Annotated in this window: 15 protein-coding genes; 4 read left to right on the top strand and 11 right to left on the bottom strand. The window is 38.7% G+C overall.

Features of this window, described 5'->3' with window-relative positions; genetic code table 11:
• Positions 1-10: 10 nt before the first annotated feature.
• Positions 11-2746, bottom strand: coding sequence for an autotransporter assembly complex protein TamA (gene ytfM / locus MKX14_RS02480; protein WP_240281661.1), 2736 nt, complete (start codon positions 2744-2746; stop codon positions 11-13).
• A gap of 166 nt (positions 2747-2912) precedes the next feature.
• Between ytfM and lplT the strand changes: the two genes are divergently transcribed.
• Positions 2913-4235: an MFS transporter gene (gene lplT, locus MKX14_RS02475; RefSeq protein WP_240281660.1), complete on the top strand. Its 1323-nt coding sequence runs from the start codon at positions 2913-2915 to the stop codon at positions 4233-4235.
• Between the two features lie 3 nt (positions 4236-4238).
• Positions 4239-4874 carry a 2-polyprenyl-3-methyl-6-methoxy-1,4-benzoquinone monooxygenase gene (coq7, locus tag MKX14_RS02470; RefSeq protein WP_002119684.1) on the top strand — a complete coding sequence of 212 codons (636 nt, stop codon included), beginning with the start codon at positions 4239-4241 and terminating at the stop codon, positions 4872-4874.
• A gap of 46 nt (positions 4875-4920) precedes the next feature.
• Here the strand turns inward: coq7 and MKX14_RS02465 are convergent, their stop codons facing one another.
• Positions 4921-5469 (bottom strand): DUF2799 domain-containing protein, encoded by a 549-nt coding sequence (locus MKX14_RS02465; protein WP_057061896.1) that lies wholly within the window; start codon positions 5467-5469, stop codon positions 4921-4923.
• 407 nt (positions 5470-5876) lie between these two features.
• Between MKX14_RS02465 and puuA the strand changes: the two genes are divergently transcribed.
• Positions 5877-7301, top strand: coding sequence for a glutamine synthetase family protein (gene puuA / locus MKX14_RS02460; RefSeq protein ID WP_057077076.1), 1425 nt, complete (start codon positions 5877-5879; stop codon positions 7299-7301).
• A 77-nt stretch (positions 7302-7378) separates the two neighbouring features.
• On the opposite strand, the gene kdpE is transcribed toward puuA, so the two are convergent.
• From kdpE to moeB, 9 genes are all read right to left on the bottom strand, one after another.
• Positions 7379-8095 (bottom strand): response regulator, encoded by a 717-nt coding sequence (kdpE, locus tag MKX14_RS02455; RefSeq protein ID WP_057061898.1) that lies wholly within the window; start codon positions 8093-8095, stop codon positions 7379-7381.
• Between the two features lie 11 nt (positions 8096-8106).
• Entirely contained in the window at positions 8107-10761 is a 2655-nt protein-coding gene (kdpD, locus tag MKX14_RS02450; protein ID WP_046811977.1) for a sensor histidine kinase, read from the bottom strand.
• Between the two features lie 38 nt (positions 10762-10799).
• Positions 10800-11405, bottom strand: a complete 606-nt coding sequence (kdpC, locus tag MKX14_RS02445; RefSeq protein ID WP_240281659.1) for a potassium-transporting ATPase subunit KdpC — start codon at positions 11403-11405, stop codon at positions 10800-10802.
• 13 nt (positions 11406-11418) lie between these two features.
• Entirely contained in the window at positions 11419-13458 is a 2040-nt protein-coding gene (kdpB, locus tag MKX14_RS02440) for a potassium-transporting ATPase subunit KdpB (protein ID WP_240281658.1), read from the bottom strand.
• Between the two features lie 8 nt (positions 13459-13466).
• Complete coding sequence (gene kdpA, locus MKX14_RS02435; protein WP_240281657.1) at positions 13467-15176, bottom strand: potassium-transporting ATPase subunit KdpA; 1710 nt, start codon at positions 15174-15176, stop codon at positions 13467-13469.
• Between the two features lie 257 nt (positions 15177-15433).
• Complete coding sequence (locus MKX14_RS02430; protein WP_240281656.1) at positions 15434-15871, bottom strand: 2-amino-4-hydroxy-6-hydroxymethyldihydropteridine diphosphokinase; 438 nt, start codon at positions 15869-15871, stop codon at positions 15434-15436.
• Positions 15828-16208 carry a dihydroneopterin aldolase gene (gene folB / locus MKX14_RS02425; protein ID WP_000338783.1) on the bottom strand — a complete coding sequence of 127 codons (381 nt, stop codon included), beginning with the start codon at positions 16206-16208 and terminating at the stop codon, positions 15828-15830. Before folB ends, MKX14_RS02430 begins: the two co-directional genes overlap by 44 nt.
• Positions 16209-16223: 15 nt before the next feature.
• A complete protein-coding gene (locus tag MKX14_RS02420) occupies positions 16224-17522 on the bottom strand; it encodes an ABC1 kinase family protein (RefSeq protein WP_002119658.1) in 1299 nt (432 codons plus the stop codon).
• 58 nt (positions 17523-17580) lie between these two features.
• Positions 17581-18357, bottom strand: a complete 777-nt coding sequence (gene moeB, locus MKX14_RS02415) for a HesA/MoeB/ThiF family protein (RefSeq protein ID WP_240281655.1) — start codon at positions 18355-18357, stop codon at positions 17581-17583.
• 173 nt (positions 18358-18530) lie between these two features.
• On the opposite strand from moeB, the gene MKX14_RS02410 reads away from it, so the two are divergent.
• Complete coding sequence (locus MKX14_RS02410; RefSeq protein ID WP_240281654.1) at positions 18531-19109, top strand: flavin reductase family protein; 579 nt, start codon at positions 18531-18533, stop codon at positions 19107-19109.
• Positions 19110-19193: the final 84 nt, after the last annotated feature.

Below are 19193 nucleotides of genomic sequence, written 5' to 3'. Positions count from 1 at the left end.
AATTTTATTTTTAAAGTTGTGGGCCTATAAAGAAATGTAAACGAATCGGATGGTTTTCATCTGAAATACCCGAAGCGACATCTAAACGAATTGGTCCAATTGGAGACTTCCAGCGAATTCCGACCCCAACGCTATAAGCTGCTGGATTACTGAAATCTTTATCGTAAGCATTACCAAAGTCAGAGAAAACAGCTGCTCGCCATCCGTCTTTGAACTGATAGTTATATTCTAAAGAGCCTACAGCTAAAGCTTGGCCCCCAATTTTATATCCATCTACTTCTGGAGAAAGACTTTTATAGTCAAATCCACGAATTGTTTGATCACCACCCGTAAAGAATCTAAGATTGTATGGAACTTTGTCAAAGTCATCTGTAAAGATATAGCTAAGGTCAAATCTTCCGACGAATTGGTGATCATCATTTTCACCTAGAGAATAAATAAATCTCCAGCCTGCACTCGCAATTGCCATATTGGCATCTGACAATAAACTCTCGCTACCTAGTTCTAATTTATAAGTTTGTTTAAAAGCTTTAGTTGGGTTTAAACGTGTATTACTTGAGGTTTTAGATGTTTCATAACTAAATAATAATGCTTCTTGCTCAGATGCAGCCGTTTTAAACGCGTCTGGTAATTCCGAAATATCAACATCACCTTTTTGAGTCAGGCGGTCTAAACGATAACGAACACCAATCGTATGTTGCCAATTTCCTAATGGACGTTTGATTACACGTTCACCACCAACAACCGCTGATTCAGTTAACAAACTTACATCCGGTCCGATATCATCCCGTGTTTCACGCTCATAACCGCCGACGATATTGAAATAGTCATTTAACGGATGTTTATAGGGAATACTATACCGTCCATCAATCGATTGACGAATTTCCGAAACCTCTAAGTTGGCATCAAAAGAATGGCCATATTTATTTACAATAGCGCGGCGATACTGACTACGTAAACGTGCGCCCGTATCAGTTCCATAACCGATACCAGTTTCCAAACTATTTAGCTTGTCAGCATTTAAAGTCACAATAACCGGAATTCTTTTTGTTTCACGTGCTTGGGCTTGTAAACGATCCTGCTCAGTTTCTTGTTCATCTTGTTGAACTGAGGCACTTTGTAACATCGCTGTTTGAGGCTCTGTCTCTTTTGAATTTTGTGTTCCCGCAAACTGTTTTTCATCGACTACGTTTTGCGTAACTTCTTGATTGGATGTCGCTAATTGTCGTGCCTTCGCAAGTTGTCGTTGTTCTGGTGAAAGTAAATTAGACTCATCAACATCAATATTTTGCTCATCGACCAAAGCTTGTAAATCTGGCGGTAGCTCAAGTTGCTTTTCAATTGGATCTGGTTTGATGCTGTCAACCAAAGTGTAATTAAAATAACGTGAGTTAGTTAGATTATTTGCTAGTAGATTTACACGCCAGAAAGCATAGTCATCGCCTTCTTTCCAAGGCGCCATACTTTCTAAGATATTTTGATTTAATGGCAAAGGTTTCGAGGGATCGCTCATACGAAACTCGACCTTATCTAATTTATAACGCTCACCTGTCTCATAGCGCAAATTGATATCGGCTTTATTTTCTGGCTGACTTACTTTTACATCATGCAATCGCCAATAGGCATCAAAATAACCGTTATCAGATGCAGCATCGACTATACGGCTTTTAGTAGTTTCATATAAACCGTGATTAAAGATATCGCCCACATCTTGATCGGGAACTAAACGAATAACTTGAAATTGTGGCTGCTTTTCGCCTGGACCTGTAAACTCAATATTTTGCTCATTAATTCGTACTGGTTCATTTGGTGTCACTCTGACACGAACACGACTCGGACTTAATTTTTCAAATCGGAACTCAGCATTATAGTAGCCAACAGCTTGAGCAGCCTGATTACTTAATGTTCTAAGCTGAGGTAAAGCAGCATTGAAGTCTTCAAATGATTCTTGAGTAAATGTTGAAAGCTTACCTTTAATATTTTTAGCTAACACATCTGAAGCGCCTTCTACCTCTGCGCTAATACGCGGCACTTGTTCCATCGGAATTGCACGCGGCGGACGTACTTTATTTAAAATACGCTTAAAGAAACCAGCTTGCTCAGGTGGTTCTGCGACTTCTGGTGTCAATTCAGGCAGTGTTTTTCCAGTCTCATTGGCTTCAACTACAATCTTACTATCAGACTTAATCTCTTGCATAAGCTGATCAATATTTACAGGTGCCTGTTTAATTTCCTGTATTTCAGACTGCGTTGCATCACTTACAGTAACTTCAGGCTGCTTTTGAGTCCCATTTTGAAAGTTCTGCGCTTCATTTTTAGCTTCTTCGGCTACCCTATAAATTTCATTTGCCATGTTTTGATCAACAGGCAAGTCGGGTAAATCTTCAAGATTATCAAGAGTAATCGGCTTAAATTCATCAATTTGATTTGGAAATTGTTCTTGTTGTTGCAATATAGCCAAGCTATCTTGTTGCTGCTGAGCTAGGGTTACAAGTGTAGCGATATCTGTAACTGGAGCAGTATATTGCTCATTAACCTGAGCTGACTGTTCAGTTGACTCATCAGATACTGTCTGATTTAAAGTTGTTGATGAACTATTATCAACAGAAGTTTGAGCAAAACTTGGCGTTACGCAAACGCTTAACAACAAGCTGCTACAAATAAGTTTAGGAATGCCCTGCATTTTTAAAATTAAATGCATAGAATGTGTGAGAGTTGACTGTTTAAACTTAATTTTAGAAGGCATAGAAAACTCTAAACTTATTTTTTAATAAAACGCACCAATGTGAGTGTAAAACTCACTCAAAACCATTGATTTTTCATTTAATCAAGCGTTAAAAATATCATACATGGTTTTCGATGCAAATTAACACTCGGTCACATTTTTTTATAAAACACAATGAAGTTTGCACATGATGAAACAAGATGAGCACCTGATGACCTCACGTCGGTTTGTACCGATGTTTTTTACCCAGTTTTTTGGCGCATTAAATGATAACGTTTTTAAGCAATCTTTATTATTGGTGATTACTTATGGATGGATTCAGCAACAATCTGCTCCCGTAAGTACTCTTAATAATTTAGCAGCCCTCTTGTTTATTCTGCCATATTTCTTTTTTTCAGCCACAGCTGGACAAATTGCCGACAAATACGAACGATCTCAACTCGTCCGTGGTATTAAAATTTTAGAAATCATCATTATGCTCATCGGTACTGCGGGTTTCCTGTTAGGAAACTTATGGCTACTTCTTTTTGCTTTATTTTTGATGGGTACGCATTCGACTTTCTTTGGCCCGATTAAATACGCAATTTTGCCTGAAATCTTAAAACCGAACGAATTAATGTCGGGTAATGCGCTATTTCAATCTGGTACATCTATGGCGATCTTGTTCGGTATGATCTTAGGTGGTGCCGTAATTGCCTCATCAGATGGTAATTTATTGTGGATTAGTATCACCGTAGTGGCTATTGCTTGCATAGGCTATTTATTTAGTCGCTTCATTTTGCCGCAAAAAGTTGCTGCACCTGACTTAAATATTGACTGGAATTTTATCCGTACAAGCTTTCAAACCATTAAATATGCCAAAAGCTTACCGTTAGTATTTACAATTTTGCTAGGCAACTCATGGTACTGGTTTTATGGCGCGACTTATTTAACTCAAATTCCGCAGCTTACCCAGCAAAACCTTCATGCATCAGAAAATGTCGTTAGTTTGTTACTGACTTTCTTTTCAGTCGGTATTGGTGTGGGTTCTCTTCTTTGCCGTAAAATTGGTGGTTCAGAAATTAATATTAAAATGGTGCCGATTGGTGCAGTTGGCCTTACTGTTTTTGCGCTTTACCTTGCTGCCAGTTTAGCTTTTGTACCAGAAAGAACCGGTGCATTACTTACCTTAAAAGACGTTTTCACCCAAGGCTGGGTTTACTATCATGTCATGATTGCTGTGACTTTATTGGGGATTAGTGGCGGTTTTTATATTGTTCCCCTATATGCCATGATGCAGGCTTATTCACCACGTTCACATCGTGCACGTGTTGTTGCAGCGAATAACATCCTAAATGCCGTTTTTATGGTTTCTTCTGCAATTTTTTCAATCTTGATCTTAAGTGTTTTAAAAATTGATATTAAAATACTATTTATTATTACAGCTGTACTTAGTGCAATCTTTAGTATCTGGCTTCTCGCTAGACTAAAACCAATGCTTGCCACAGCCCACCTTTCTTTAGAGGACTAATTTATGCGCCACTATACTGGAATTGATCAACTTATTAACTCATTTGATCAGGCATTGCGTAGTCTTGTTCCGGGTGCAACAGCAGCACAGCGTCAAAATCCAGCTGAAACAGTAGAAACAAAACTTGGTGTGGAAGATGCTCGCCATGTCGCAGGTTTAATGCGTGTTAACCACAGTGGTGAAGTATGTGCTCAAGCACTTTACCATGGGCAAGCATTAACGGCGAAATTGCCAAATGTACGCCAAGAAATGCAACAAGCAGCGATTGAAGAACAAGATCATTTAGCTTGGTGCGAAGACCGTTTAAAAGAATTAAACAGTCATACAAGTTTGTTAAACCCTATCTGGTATGGGTTGTCATATGGCATGGGTGCCCTTGCCGGTATTGCTGGCGATAAATATAGCTTAGGTTTTGTTGCTGAAACTGAACGTCAGGTTAGTCTGCATTTGCAAGATCACTTAAACCAGTTACCTGCTCAAGATGAACGCTCTCGTAAAATTTTAGAGCAAATGAATGAAGATGAATTGCATCACCGTCATACTGCACTTGAAGCAGGCGGTGTTGAATTACCATATGCAGTAAAAATTACGATGACGGCTATTTCAAAGTTAATGACAAAAACCAGTTATTATCTTTAAAAAAACAAAGGATTGATCTCATCCAGATCAATCCTTTTTTAAAATATTATTTTAAGCCGTGATCATATTTGAAACGTTCGATATCTCGAATTGAGTTCCAATAGTTTCTGTTAATACGGTCACGATCAATTTGTAATTCTCTTAAAAGTTTACGATAGCGTTCGCGCTCTTCTGGCTTTAATTTTTCGTTGTAAGCATTATCAGAATATTGCTTAAACTTTTCATCATAACGGTCATATTCATTTTTTGCATTGTAGTAATCGGAAGCTGCTCGATAATAAGGTCTTAAACGATTACGCTGCTCAACTGGGCATACATTAATATTACCGTTACCTTCTAAAGCGTTATAAAAAATATTTGATGGCTGGCAATAATAACCTAGGCCTTCTTTATACCCACGTTCATATGACTTTTGATCTGGAACAATATTGGCTTTTCCACATGCTTTGTAATATTGATCTAAACGTGGCGAAGAACCTTTCGAACCATCTTTCTCACCCACTAATGACCAATTCGCAGTCTTACATTCTTCTACGCTCATTGCAGCACAACCTGAAAGGCTGATTGCTAAAATGGCTAAACCGATATTTTTCATATTAAGAGAACTCAAAAATAAAAATTAAAAAAACGCAAAAAATAAAATTCCAGTACATGTGCTTTATAAGCCTTGCTCAATTCAAGATTTATAAATAAATGTTTAACTGGATAAGCATTTAAGTTTAAAGCAGTTTGACCATCTCACCAAATGAGTAGCTTAAATTTTTAGCTTTGTTTAATTTAAAAAAGAGAAATCCGTAGAATTTTGTAATGCGCTGACTGGTCTTATACGCTAATTTTACTTTAAAAATTTATTATAAAAATTAGACTCAAAACATTGATTATTAATAAATAAAAATAATAAACCCCATGAAAAAACCTTTCATCATTTTACTCTTTTTTTACGAGATTAACTTCAAAGGCTACGTTAGCATTTTAGCTAAATAACCACCAAGGTTTTTTATAATGAGTACACTTATTTACCCAAATTTAAACTTAAAAGATCCTCACTTTAAGGCATTTAAAATATCAGATAATTTTATTCCTCCGACACAATCTGGTAGTTTCCAATCAGATCTTTTTTTAAAAGAAGTTGATGAATATTTAAGTTTATATCCACACACTCAGCACATTGATATTTGTCTACATGACTTAAACGGGCATATTCGTGGCAAACGTATTGACGTTAAGAGCCTGAAAAATCTATCGAATGGATGCTATTTTCCGCTTTCTGTTTATGCCATGAGCCTTGATGGAAAAGTGATTGAAGAAACAGGCCTAGGAAAATATATTGGTGAACCAGATAGACTTTGTCTGCCCATTTTAGGTAGCTTGCAACCCAGTGCCTTATCCCCAGAATTAAATGCTCAGCTTTACCTATCAATGCAAGAAGAAGATGGTTCAGAATGTCGCTATGAACCACGTAATATATTAAAAAAATTATTAAATCAGTTACATGCTAATAATTATTTCCCTGTCATGGCTGCCGAGCTAGAGTTTTACCTTTTCTCACCTCAGCAACAATCTGAGACATGTTTAGAAAACCAATGTTTTGATATAGATGCACCAAATAACTACCAACAAGTCCTAGATGAAGTTGAAAAAGCAGCCTTACTACAATCAATTGAAATTACCGCTATTGTTGCGGAATCATCCCCTGGACAATACGAATTAAATCTTCAACACAGCCATGACATCTTGAAGCTTTGTGATCAAATTAATGCCTTAAAAAGAATTGTAAAACAAGTTGCAAGAAAGCATGACCTAACTGCCTGTTTCATGGCGAAACCGAACTTATCAAAGGCTGGTAGTGGTATGCATTTTCATATGAGCATGCTTAATCAATACCATGAAAATATATTTAGTTCAAAAGTAGAAAAAGATGAGCTTTCAGTCAAATTATTGAGCGCGATTAGTGGCCTAATTGAGTTAATGCCTGCATCTATGGCGATTTTAGCGCCTAATATTAATTCTTATAGACGTTTTAAAATTGGTCATCATGTGCCATTAGAAGCCAATTGGGATACCAATAATCGTAATGTTGCAATCCGAATTCCATGCTCAGATGTACAAAATCAACGCTTAGAATATCGTGTTGCTGGAGCGGACTGTAATCCCTATCTGGTTACAGCGACTATTTTAGCGGGCGTATCTTATGGCTTATCTCATAAATTACCACTGCCAAAACCTGCACATCTTTTAAAATTTCCAGACGAGCACATTTTATTAGCCAACAATCAGCCGGAAGCCTTAAAAATATTTAAAGGAAGTCTTATTTTAAAAGGGTATTTAGGGGCAGACTTCGTCGAACATTGGTACACGGTTAAACAGGCTGAATATCAAAGTATTTATAGTCAAATGACTGAAGCAGAACAACATTGGGATATATAAATAAAAAGAGCAAAAAAACTATAAACCACTTTGCAAACCCTTAGGGAGAAATACCCTAAGGTTTTTTTTATATCTAATTAATGATTTTTCTGTTTAGCTAAAAAACGTAACCCAACACCTGGTTCAGTAGCAATATAACGTGGCTGAATTGCGTTATCCCTCAGTTTACTGCGTAACTTGCCCACTAAAATACGTAAATAGTGCGTATCTTCCTGATGGGTGGGTCCCCATAGCTCTTTTAAAAGCTGAGGCTGTGTTAAAAGCTGCCCTTGATAGCGCATTAATAACGTCAAAAGTTGAAACTCTTTTCGAGTTAACGTAATTGGCTGTTGCTCGATCCAAACTAATCGTTGCATGACATCAACCTTGAGATAACCATCGTCATATACATGGGCTTCTTGTTGAATCGGTTGATTTCTTAAAATGACACGTATGCGCGCCAAAAGCTCTTGCACACTAAAAGGCTTGGTCATGTAATCGTTTGCGCCAGCATCTAGCAAAGCAACTTTTTCATATTCATCAGCACGTACAGATAGCACAATAACTGGTACATTCGACCAGCTACGTAATTCTTGAAGCACTTCTTTTCCGTCTAAATCGGGTAAACCTAAGTCTAAAATAACCAAATCAGCCCCTTGGCTTGCCAATGCCTCTAGGCCTTTGTAACCCGTTTCACAGAGCGTGGTTTTGTATTTTTGAGTTCTTAAAGCAATGTCTAGAAATTTACGGATTTGAGGCTCATCATCAATAATCACAATACGTGTTTCTACAGGTGATGTTTCTGAACTTATCATGAATTTACAACTTATTCTTTTACTGGATGAATGGGTAATTTGATTTGAATTAAAGTACCTTTATTTTGGTGCCCTGAAAATGCTTCTATTGTACCCATATGAGCACCAATAATCGCTTTTACAATTGTTAGCCCTAAACCTGTACCGAATTTTCCACGGTCTCCACGCTCCATAGTATAAAACATATCGAAAATGCGGTGTCTTTCGTCTTCAGGGATTCCTGCACCTTTATCTTCAATTTCTATTTTCACCTCATCTTCTGACACAAGATGAGCACGAATCATGACTGATTCATCTGGAGGTGAAAAGTTTGCGGCATTTTCTAAAACATTAAAAATAGCTTGTTCTACCAGTGCTGGGTGAACATATAAACTAATCGGTTGCTCAGGTAACTGAACGACCACTTGTGTATCTGGTTTATAACGCTTTAAACGGCGGGTTGCCGAACCAATTAATTCATCTACCCCAATCCAGTCTCTTTTTAAAGTTAGACCTTCATGCCCCAAACGGGTCATATCAAGCAAGTTTTGAATATAACGGTCTAAGCGCTCACCTTCTAAATGAATTGTTTCAAGCAGATCTTGTTGGTCTTGTTCTGTCATTTCAGCTTTAAAATTGGCAAGTGTGTCTGCTGCCCCAATAATAGAAGCGAGTGGCGAGCGTAAATCATGCGATACCGAAGATAATAAAGCAGAACGTAAGCGCTCTGTTTCACTGGTGACTTTTGCTTGTTCAAGCTCATTTACCAATTGGGTTCGAAGTACTGCTTGTGCAATGTATTCAATTACACTTTCAGTCAGTTTCTTTTGCTCAAAATTTAAGGAAACCACTTCATCCTTAAAGTAAATTCCCACAATACCTAAGCTATTTTTTTGTTCTAAAAGAGGTAAAAACCACCAATTTGACTGACTCAGAGTATCGGTAAAACGCCCACACGGCTGCTTGTGTTTCAAACACCATTCTGCGGCTACTTTTTCTTTATCATTTAGCTCAATATCAGAAGAAATTACCTTATCTCGAATAGAAATCCACACTTTAGTTTGAAGTTGTGTTTCTAAAGTCATACGTCCTGTTTGCATAACTTCTTCAAGGTTGACAGCACTAGAAAGCTTACGCGCCAAGTCTTGCATCACGGTAGTGTAGGCATTGGCAGCTTTTAAAGATAAAACTTGCTGGCGTAACTGAGAAGCCAAACGCCCGGCAATTAAAGCTGCTGCAAAAAAAGCAACAACGGTGACCACCCCTTGGTGTGCTGAAATCTGAAAGGTATAACGCGGTGCAATAAAGAAAAAATTATAGGCTAAGAAACATATTAAGGCTGCCACTACAGCAGCGAGCATTCTAGTTTTGGTTGCTACAATTAAAACTGAAATAATAAAGATGACAGAGAAATCTTCAATACCAAATAGAACTTCGGCGAAGTGAGCTAGAAAAATGCTACCGCACGTCACAGCTAAAACAAAAATGCTTTCTTTTAATGATAAAAATGAAGGTTTTTCGAGCTGATTAATCTTTTTAGTGCCTTGTTCTGGATGCAATATCGTTAAAGCAATCGAGTTTTCTTGATTCAATAATTGCTGAGCTAAATTTTTCTTAAATAACTTTAACCACCACGGTGAAATACTTTTGCCAATGACTAGATTGGAAACACCTCGATCAACGGCGGCATCCATTAACACTGACGCAACTCGATGCCCATATAAAACCTCGGTTCGACCACCGAGTTGTCGAGCCAACTCAAACGCACGGTCAATCTCGATGTATTCTTTTTTATAGGAGCTCACTGAACTCTGCCCAAAGTCCAAACTTCTAGCAACATTCACTACAGTCCATGTAGCACCATTACGTTCTGCTAAACGGCAGCCTGCTCGCACTAAATATTCAGAAGAGCCTTGCCCATCTATCGCAATCATCAATTCATTTTGCAACGATATAGATTTCAAGCCCTTTGAGGCATAACTCTCTTTTAAGTCTGAATCGACATGCTCAGCAACGCATTGCATTGCCAGTTCACGTAATGCTGTTAAATTTGAAATGCTAAAAAAGCCTTGTAATGCCAAATTTGCTTGCTCTGGTACATAGACTTTCCCTTGATGAAGCCTTTCAATAAGCTCACTAACGGGTAAATCAATTAAGCGAATGTCTCGAATACGATCAAATACCCGATCTGGTACCGTTTCATTTACTCGAATGCCCGTAATTTGGTAGACCACATCATTCAGGCTTTCTAAATGTTGAATATTTATGGTGGTGAATACATCAATACCTGCGTCTAGCAACTCATTAATATCTTGCCACCGTCGTTCATGACGACTATTTGGGACGTTGCGATGAGCCAATTCATCAACCAAAATAATTTCTGGATGCCTAAGTAAAATAGCATCCAAGTCCATTTCTTCTAAAATATGCCCCTGATATTGCATTTCTTTTCTAGCAATCTGAGGCAACCCTTCCAAAATTTTTAGAGTTTCAATTCTTCCATGGGTTTCAACAATACCAACAACAACATCTGTGCCCTGTTGAAATAATTCTTTGGCGCGGGCAAGCATGGCATAAGTTTTTCCTACACCAGGTGCCGCACCAAGAAAGACCGTTAGTCGACCGGCTTGATATCTGTTGACATGATTTAATAAGGCCTCAGCCTGATTTTCGCGATTGCTTTGCACTTGATATCATCCGGTAAACTAACAACTTTATTTTTAAGTTAATGTGTAGATTGTAATTGATCTAAAGCAATATTGAGCTGTAATACATTAACACGGGCTTGCCCCAATACACCAAACTGCATCGGTTCAATATGCTTTTGCAAAAGCTCTTCCACAACCTTAGGGTCTAAATGACGAGCTTGAGCCACTCGAGCCACCTGTAACTTAGCGGCTTCGGGACTAATATGCGGATCGATACCACTGCCAGATTTAGTCACCAAATCACTTGGAATAGGTGCATTGCCTGGGTGATCTTGTTTTTTCACTGCGAGTATCTGAGCATCGATTTGCTTTTGTAACTCAGGATTAGTACGAGCCAAGTTTGTACCCGCCATTGCCATAGGCTCATAATTTGCTGCCGAAGGGCGTGGATGAAAATATTCATTCCCGACAAATGGCTGAGCCACTAAAGTTGACCCAACAACTTTCTGATCTATTTCGATCAAACTACCATTGGCCTGATTGTTAAATAAAACCTGTCCGGCGCCAGTAGCGATAGCACTGTAAACAGCACCGTACCCCACTAGAGTAAAAATTAATAATCCTAAAGATGCTCTTAAGGTCTGACCCAAATTTGCTTCTGAATTTTGTACATAAGTTTTCATTTCAAACTCCAGATTACAAACCAAATAATTGAACAATCACTACATCAATCGCTTTAATGGCAAGGAATGGCAGAACCACACCGCCTACTCCATAAATCAACATATTTCGACGTAATAACTGAGTTGCCGTTGAAGGTTTAAACTTGACGCCTCGTAGTGCGATTGGAATTAATAGCGGAATAATAATCGCGTTAAAAATTAGTGCAGATAAAATCGCGCTGTTTGGACTTGCTAAATGCATTACATTCAATACTTGCATTTGTGGAATCGCAGCAGCAAACAATGCAGGCAAGATGGCAAAGTATTTAGATACGTCATTTGCTAATGAAAACGTTGTTAAAGCACCACGAGTAATCAGCTGCTGTTTCCCAATCTCAACCACAGCGAGTAGTTTGGTTGGGTCTGAGTCTAAATCAACCATATTGCCGGCTTCTTTTGCAGCTTGCGTACCTGAGTTCATAGCTAAACCAATATCAGCTTGTGCTAATGCAGGTGCATCGTTGGTTCCATCACCAACCATCGCAACTAAACGACCTTGTTGTTGTTCGGTGCGAATACAAGCCAATTTGTCTTCTGGTTTTGCTTCGGCAATATAGTCATCTACACCAGCTTCAGCAGCAATCGCAGCCGCAGTTAATGGGTTATCACCTGTAACCATAACGGTTTTGATGCCCATTTCTCTTAAGCGTGCAAAACGTTCTTTAATGCCGTGTTTAATTACATCAGAGAGTTCAATCACACCTAATACATGATGTTGATTTGCGACAACCAATGGTGTTGCACCTTTTTTGGCAACTTGTTCAACACGTGCTTTTAACTCTAAATCTTGAGAATAATCTTCATCTACAAATTTCAAGATCGCATCTAAAGCACCTTTACGAATTTGCTCACCATTCGGTAAATTCACACCGGAAATTCGAGTCGAAGCACTAAAAGAGATAAATTCGGCTTGCTCAGGTTCTTGCTGTTTTAGACCATGCTCTTTTGCTAACTTAACAATCGATTTTCCTTCTGGTGTTGGGTCGGCAAGTGAACTTACCCAAGCAGCGGCTCTCAACTCAGACTCGGTTACCGAAGTTAAAGGATAAAAAGAAGTCGCTTGACGGTCACCATAAGTAATGGTTCCTGTTTTATCGAGTAAAAGCACATCAATGTCACCCGCGACTTCTACCGCTTTACCTGATTTCGCCAAAACATTGGCTTTGAGGGCGCGGTTCATCCCCGCAATACCAATCGCAGGTAACAAGCCACCAATGGTTGTAGGAATCAAGCAGACCAATAATGCCACAAGCACAACAGGATCAAGTTCAATATGCAAATACTTGGCAATAAATGGCAAGCTAATCACGACAATTAAAAACGTGATTGTCATCACCATTAATAAGAAGCCAAGCGCAATCTCATTGGGAGTTTTCTGGCGATTTGAGCCTTCAACCAAAGCAATCATACGGTCTAGGAAACTTTGACCAGATTCAGCAGTCACTTGCACAACAATACGATCTGTAAGAACTTTGGTTCCGCCAATAACACTTGAACGGTCTGTTCCAGCTTCACGTAGCACAGGTGCAGACTCACCTGTAACAGCCGATTCGTTAATAGTTGCAAAGCCTTCTACAATCTCTCCGTCGGCTGGAACAAGCTCACCTGCATGTACTTCAATGAAATCATTTAAATGAAGTTCAGTCGCTGCAACTTGAGTCGCTTGACGGTCTGTCAAAGAGTTGAGTCTTCGAGCCGTTAAATTTTCTCTTGCTGCACGTAGTGAAGATGCCTGCCCACGACCTCTAGCCTCAGCAACAGCCTCGGCATAGTTAGCAAATAAAATGGTAATAAACAGAATTGCTGTAACCACTAAACCAAATAACAGCGTGGTGTAACCTAAGATTGTACTAATGCATGTAACCACTGTTCCAAGCCATACAATTGCCATCACAGGGTTTTTAATTGCATGCTGCGGTAGCAGTTTCACAAATGCATTTTTCCAAACTTCAAAACTTGGTACTGCCATGGTTTTTTTATGGCTATTTACATGAGTTTGTGTATTCATTTTCACTCGCCTCCTTAGCCTTTAACCAACAAAAGTTGATCGGCAATTGGTCCAAGGACAAGAACTGGCATAAATTGTAATAAGGTAAGCAGCACAACAATCGTAATCAGCGTTAAGGCAAAAGTTGGAGTTTCAACCTGAAGACTACCTGTTGTTTCGGGTGCTTTTCTTTTTGCTGCTAAACGTGTCGCAATCATTAATGGCAAAATTAAGGTCGGGAAGCGTCCTAAAAGAAGAGCAAGACTACATGTGACATTCCACCATACCGTGTTGTCTCCAAGGCCTTCAAAACCTGAACCATTGTTGGCAAATGCAGAGACATATTCATAGAACACTTGGCTAATACCGTGTGGTCCAGGGTTTGTGATACCTGATAATCCCGGAATACTAAGACTCAAGGCTGTAAAAGCCAGAATAATAAGAGGCTGAATTAAGATAATAATCGCAAGTAACTTGATCTCTGCTGCTTCAATTTTGCGTCCAAACAACTCAGGTGTACGACCTGTCATTAAGCCTGCAATAAATACCGCAAGTAACAGATAAATCATAAACTGTTGCAGACCACAGCCCACACCACCCCAAATCGCATTAATCAACATGTTGATGAGTTCAACCAGCCCAGTAAGCGGCGCAGAAGAATCATGCATCATATTGACCGAACCGTTATTCACTTGTGTGGTCAGTGCAGCCCAAACTGCCGATGCTGCGGGTCCAAATCGTTGCTCTTTACCTTCCATTACAGCAATTTGAGATGCGGTCGATGACATACTTTCAGACCAGACAGCTGCTGCACCTGAAATAACTGACATTAAAAGCATGCTACCAAACACAAAGTAGGCAAATTTTTTACGTCGAGTAAAATGTCCAACCATAAAAATCACGGTAAGTGGAATGAGTAGAATCGCAATCATTTCTAATAAATTAGAAAGTGGTGTTGGATTTTCTAAAGGCACACTACTATTTGGACCATACCAGCCACCACCGTTACTACCCAATTGCTTAACAGCAACCATGGGTGCAACTGGACCTAATGGAATTTTTTGGGTTTGAACTGTATTGGCTTTATCAATAAGCTGTATTTCCGGCCCACCCTTAAAAGTTGCTGGTACGCCTTGGCTGTTAAGCAACAATGACCAAACAAAACAGAGAGGAAGCAAGAAACGGACTGTAGGGCGTATTACATCTGCCCAATAGTTACCAATTAAAATTTGATCTGGCTGTTCGGCAACATCAGCCGCAATATGGCTAGGACGTTGATAAAAGAAAGCTCTTAAGGTCGCAACAACCAAAGCCAGCCCCATCATTGGAGTAATGACTTGCAAACCTACAATACCTGTCATTTGCGACAAATAAGATAACTGAGCCTGACCAGAATAATGCTGTTGGTTGGTGTTTGTTAAAAATGAAATAACCGTATGTAACGCTAAATCCCAACTCATATTTAGTGCATGGTTAGGGTTTAATGGTAGCCATGCTTGCGTCATAAAAATAGTAAGAATAGCCACTGCAAGAAAAATACAGCTCACAACAAATGCTAGAGAATATTGTTTCCAATTCATTTGTTGTTGTGGAGATACACCTAATAAGCGGTATACAGGATTTTCAATCCAACGAAATAATCCATCACCCCACATCGGCTGATTTGCCATCACTTTCGATAGATATTTACTGAGGCACCATGCTAGAAAAATAGCAATAAATAAAACAAGTATAAGTTCTAACATGGCTATTCTCCTCTGTACCCCTTGGCTTGATTTGCCAAACTGGAAATAAGGAAAGATGGAGAAATATCATTTGTTTTAAGTCCGCATAAGACAATGCCAGACTGATGCAAGATGCGCATTTGAGAATTTATAAGCATCTTTATTGTCCTGAAATAACACTAATTTAGTGAATTTCAGTATCGATAAAATGCCCGTAAATTCTCTATTGAGGAAGTCAAAGCCTGCGTAAAGTTTGCGTAAAATTTAGTTTGAAGGTATTAAACTTTAAAATTAACGACTGGATAAATCATGCTATCAACCTTTAAGGTTTTACAATGCCAAAGTTCATATAAAGGAATTTTTACATCGAGTGCCAAAGGTAGCTTTTTAGAATTAAATTGCATATGGTCCAGATCACTTCCCCATGCGATCAAATCTACATCTAAAGAAATATGATGCGATGGTCGAACACGCCCCGAATCTGACTCAAGTTTCTTTAGAAAAGATTCAATTTGGTCACACGATAAAGTGCTTTTTAATAGACATGCTGAATTCCAATAATCATCTCCAATACCATCTCGGCATGGAATTTGATAAACAGATGAAAACTGCACTTTCCCCAATGTTGCCAATTGCGTATAAGCAAAAGTAAAGTGCTGATCTGCGTCTAAATTACTCGCTAGGGCGAGCGCAAAAATTGTTTCTGGTGCGTTCAAGACGAATTCCTACAGCATTTGCTTCTGCAATGATGGCTGGCTTACGGATGGTTATGGTAATTTTTTCAATTGATGGAAAGGTTTCAAACAAACATTGTAAAACCAAATGTGCTGCATGTTCAATTAATTCAGGTTTAGCTTGTTGAATGGTTTGAGCCGATAACTCACAAATCTGCGCATAGTTGAGAGTGTCCTCAAGCTTGTCAGACTCTGCTGCTCGGCTCAAATCATTATGGATGGTTAAATCCAACATTAAAGGTTGAATGATTTGTCTTTCCCAGTTGAAACAGCCAATCACTGTCTCAACTTTCAAGCCTTCAATAATAATGGCATCCATAAATTTAAACTGACCTTAGTGCTTTAATAACGAAGCAGGTTCCATATTTTGAACCATTTTCAAACGCTGGTCTGCATAAATATCAGTATATGGTGCGAGTACGCGCATAAAACGATCAAAATAAAGCATTTGCTTAAATAATAAAGCAAAATCACGTGGGAATTTAATCCCGTGGCGTTCGCCTACACCTACCATATCCATCATGATGTCATTTAAATCGGCTGGATTTGAAGACAATATCTGTTGCGGATCGGCCATTAATACACCATTAAACAAACGCTCTAGATCTTGAGCCAACACCTGAACGTCAATTTTGTTATGGGTCATACCCATTTTCAGCATATTTTCAGCCATTGCCTGATAATCAGTTTTTTGTAAGGCATCCATAAATGCAATACATGCAGTCCAAACTTCAGGTTTTAACTGACCGACGATGCCAAAATCAATAAAACCAATACGCCCATCTTCAAGCAACATTAGGTTCCCAGCATGTAAGTCGGCATGGAAACTCTTACATAGCATGAGACTACCAAACCATGTATTCATGGCAGTAATCAGTACTTGCGATGGATCTTTAGCATATTGTTTTACGACACTAAAGTCAGTCAAAGACACACCGTATAAACGCTGCATAGTTAAGACACGACGTGTAGAAAACTGATGATAAACTTTAGGTGCTGTCGCTGCTTTATTTTGTGAAATATTAAGATATTCCACAAAATCATCTAAGTTTTGTGCTTCTTCAATGAAATCGACTTCACGAACCATACGACTTTTAATTTCATCAACAATTTCAGAAAGAGCAGCAAATTTGATCTTTGGTACTGCACGTTCAAGTAGCTTGGCAGCCCAATGCACCACACTTAAGTCTGTATATAAAATAGTTTCAACACCAGGCTTTTGTACTTTAATAACAACATCTTCACCTGTGGTCAGCTTAGCTGCATGAACCTGAGCAATTGACGCAGAAGCTAATGGTTTTTCATCGATATAGCTAAAAATCTGGCTTAAATCACGTCCTTCAAACTCAGATGCAAGCACACCTTGAATATAACTAAATGGGAGTGTTGGGGTCTGGTCTAAACAACCTTGAAATTCTTCTACATATTCACGTGGGAAAAGCGATGGCGTACTCGCAATAAACTGACCAAGCTTAATATAAGTTGAACCAAGTGACTCAAAAGTCTCCCGCATGAGTTTGGCATTACTTGGTTTTTCAGTTGCGTATTTAATTCCAGCTTTGGCCGCAACCACTGCTGTTTCACCAATGCGGGCAACTGAACGCAGCCCATCAAACAAAATATTTTTTTTCATATTTCTTCAAAACCAAATCATTCAGGTTGAGTGTAGCAAATTTTGTTTCATTTACTGATTAGCTTGCCTGACAAAGTGGACAATTTACATCTTTATCAAAACTAACAATACGTTGTGTCATATTTAAACCATCCCACAATAATAGTTTCTGCTTTAAAGGTGTACGATTTAAACCTAAATACAGCAATGTGTGATGTGCTTGTAATGACGCTATCATTACAGGAGTAGTTGCAAGTACCCCTGACTCTGCACAGCGCAGTCCATCATTGGCATGTTGTTCTTTTGGGAAAAGGCATTCATAACAAGCTGAATCACCTTCAACCATAAACATTTGTGCCTGAAAACCAATTGCTGAAGCACTAATTAATGCGACCTGATGTTTCTTACATGCTGCATTTACCAAATAACGAGTTGTAAAATTATCACAGCCATCTAAAACCACATCTTGGTGTTCAACAAGTCTATCAATGTTATGTTCGTCTAACCGTTCGTTATAGTATTCAACACAGATATAAGGGTTAATTTTCTGTAAACGTTTAGCTAAAACTTCAGCTTTATAACGTCCAATATCTTCATGACCAAATGCGATTTGTCGTTGTAAGTTACTTATCTCGATCGTATCTGCATCAATCAGTGTAATTTTCCCAACCCCTGCTCGCGCTAGTAACTCCGCACTGCTACAGCCTATTCCGCCAGCACCTACAATCAGCACATTAGCAAGTTTGAGTTTTTCCTGAGCTTCAATATCCCATCCATCAAGTAAAATCTGACGGCTATAGAGATGCATTTCTTCATCACTTAACTCTACAAAATCGATATCTTGAAGCTCGGTCACACGTTAATCCTTTCACTTAGAAGCCAAGTGATTTTATGACTAAGTTCGTTATTATGAAAGCTATAAAATAGAAACAACTTTTTTATTCTAATAAAGCTTATTTACCAACATTGCATCTATGAAGCTTTCTGCAACAATAGAAATATCTATTTTCTTTATTACTTAGGCTAAATATGACGCAATCATATATTGCACCTGTAGAGTTAGAAAAAGCTTATCGTTTGTTAAATCATGGTCCTACTGTCCTTGTTTCCGCGCAACATGGTGATGATCGCAATGTAATGGCTGCCGCATGGGCATGTGCCTTAGAATTCAAGCCAGCCAAAGTGTCCGTGGTTCTTGATAAAAGTACTAAAACCCGACAGCTCGTTGAGCAAAGTGGTTATTTCACCTTACAAGTTCCTTGCTATGCACAGCTCGATCTAACTCATCAACTTGGCACAATTAGTAAGTTGGATGATCCAGAAAAACTTGAGCATTGTGGTGTTGAGTTATTCTATCAAGAAGGTCTTACGAGCCCGCTTGTATCAGATTGCATTGCATGGCTTGTGTGTAAACTTATTCCAGAACCCCATAATCAGTCAGCTCATGATTTATTTATTGGTTCTGTTGTAGGTGCATGGGCAGATAGCCGCGTTTTTAGAGATGGGCACTGGCATTTTCAAGATGCACCAAAAGAACTTCGTAGCCTGCACTATATTGCAGGTGGAACTTTTTATTTGATTGGTGAGGAAGTCAAAGCTCAGCTTTAATCAACAAAAAAACTGGCTTTACTTAACTTTCTGAATTTCATCGAATTGAGTTCAAACTAGAAAATTTCTACTCAATGGCTAAAG

This window comes from Acinetobacter pittii (assembly GCF_022449185.1).
Lineage (GTDB): Bacteria > Pseudomonadota > Gammaproteobacteria > Pseudomonadales > Moraxellaceae > Acinetobacter > Acinetobacter pittii_I.
Note: the sequence above shows the minus strand (reverse complement) of the source record. Positions and strands in the feature narration are given on the sequence as shown.

Bases quoted from the DNA above. Each gene is read 5' to 3' on its own strand.
- ytfM (WP_240281661.1), bottom strand. From the start codon at position 2,746: ATGCCTTCTAAAATTAAGTTTAAACAGTCAACTCTCACACATTCTATG.
- lplT (WP_240281660.1), top strand. From the start codon at position 2,913: ATGATGAAACAAGATGAGCACCTGATGACCTCACGTCGGTTTGTACCG.
- coq7 (WP_002119684.1), top strand. From the start codon at position 4,239: ATGCGCCACTATACTGGAATTGATCAACTTATTAACTCATTTGATCAG.
- MKX14_RS02465 (WP_057061896.1), bottom strand. From the start codon at position 5,469: ATGAAAAATATCGGTTTAGCCATTTTAGCAATCAGCCTTTCAGGTTGT.
- puuA (WP_057077076.1), top strand. From the start codon at position 5,877: ATGAGTACACTTATTTACCCAAATTTAAACTTAAAAGATCCTCACTTT.
- kdpE (WP_057061898.1), bottom strand. From the start codon at position 8,095: ATGATAAGTTCAGAAACATCACCTGTAGAAACACGTATTGTGATTATT.
- kdpC (WP_240281659.1), bottom strand. From the start codon at position 11,405: ATGAAAACTTATGTACAAAATTCAGAAGCAAATTTGGGTCAGACCTTA.
- kdpA (WP_240281657.1), bottom strand. From the start codon at position 15,176: ATGTTAGAACTTATACTTGTTTTATTTATTGCTATTTTTCTAGCATGG.
- folB (WP_000338783.1), bottom strand. From the start codon at position 16,208: ATGGATGCCATTATTATTGAAGGCTTGAAAGTTGAGACAGTGATTGGC.
- MKX14_RS02420 (WP_002119658.1), bottom strand. From the start codon at position 17,522: ATGAAAAAAAATATTTTGTTTGATGGGCTGCGTTCAGTTGCCCGCATT.
- MKX14_RS02410 (WP_240281654.1), top strand. From the start codon at position 18,531: ATGACGCAATCATATATTGCACCTGTAGAGTTAGAAAAAGCTTATCGT.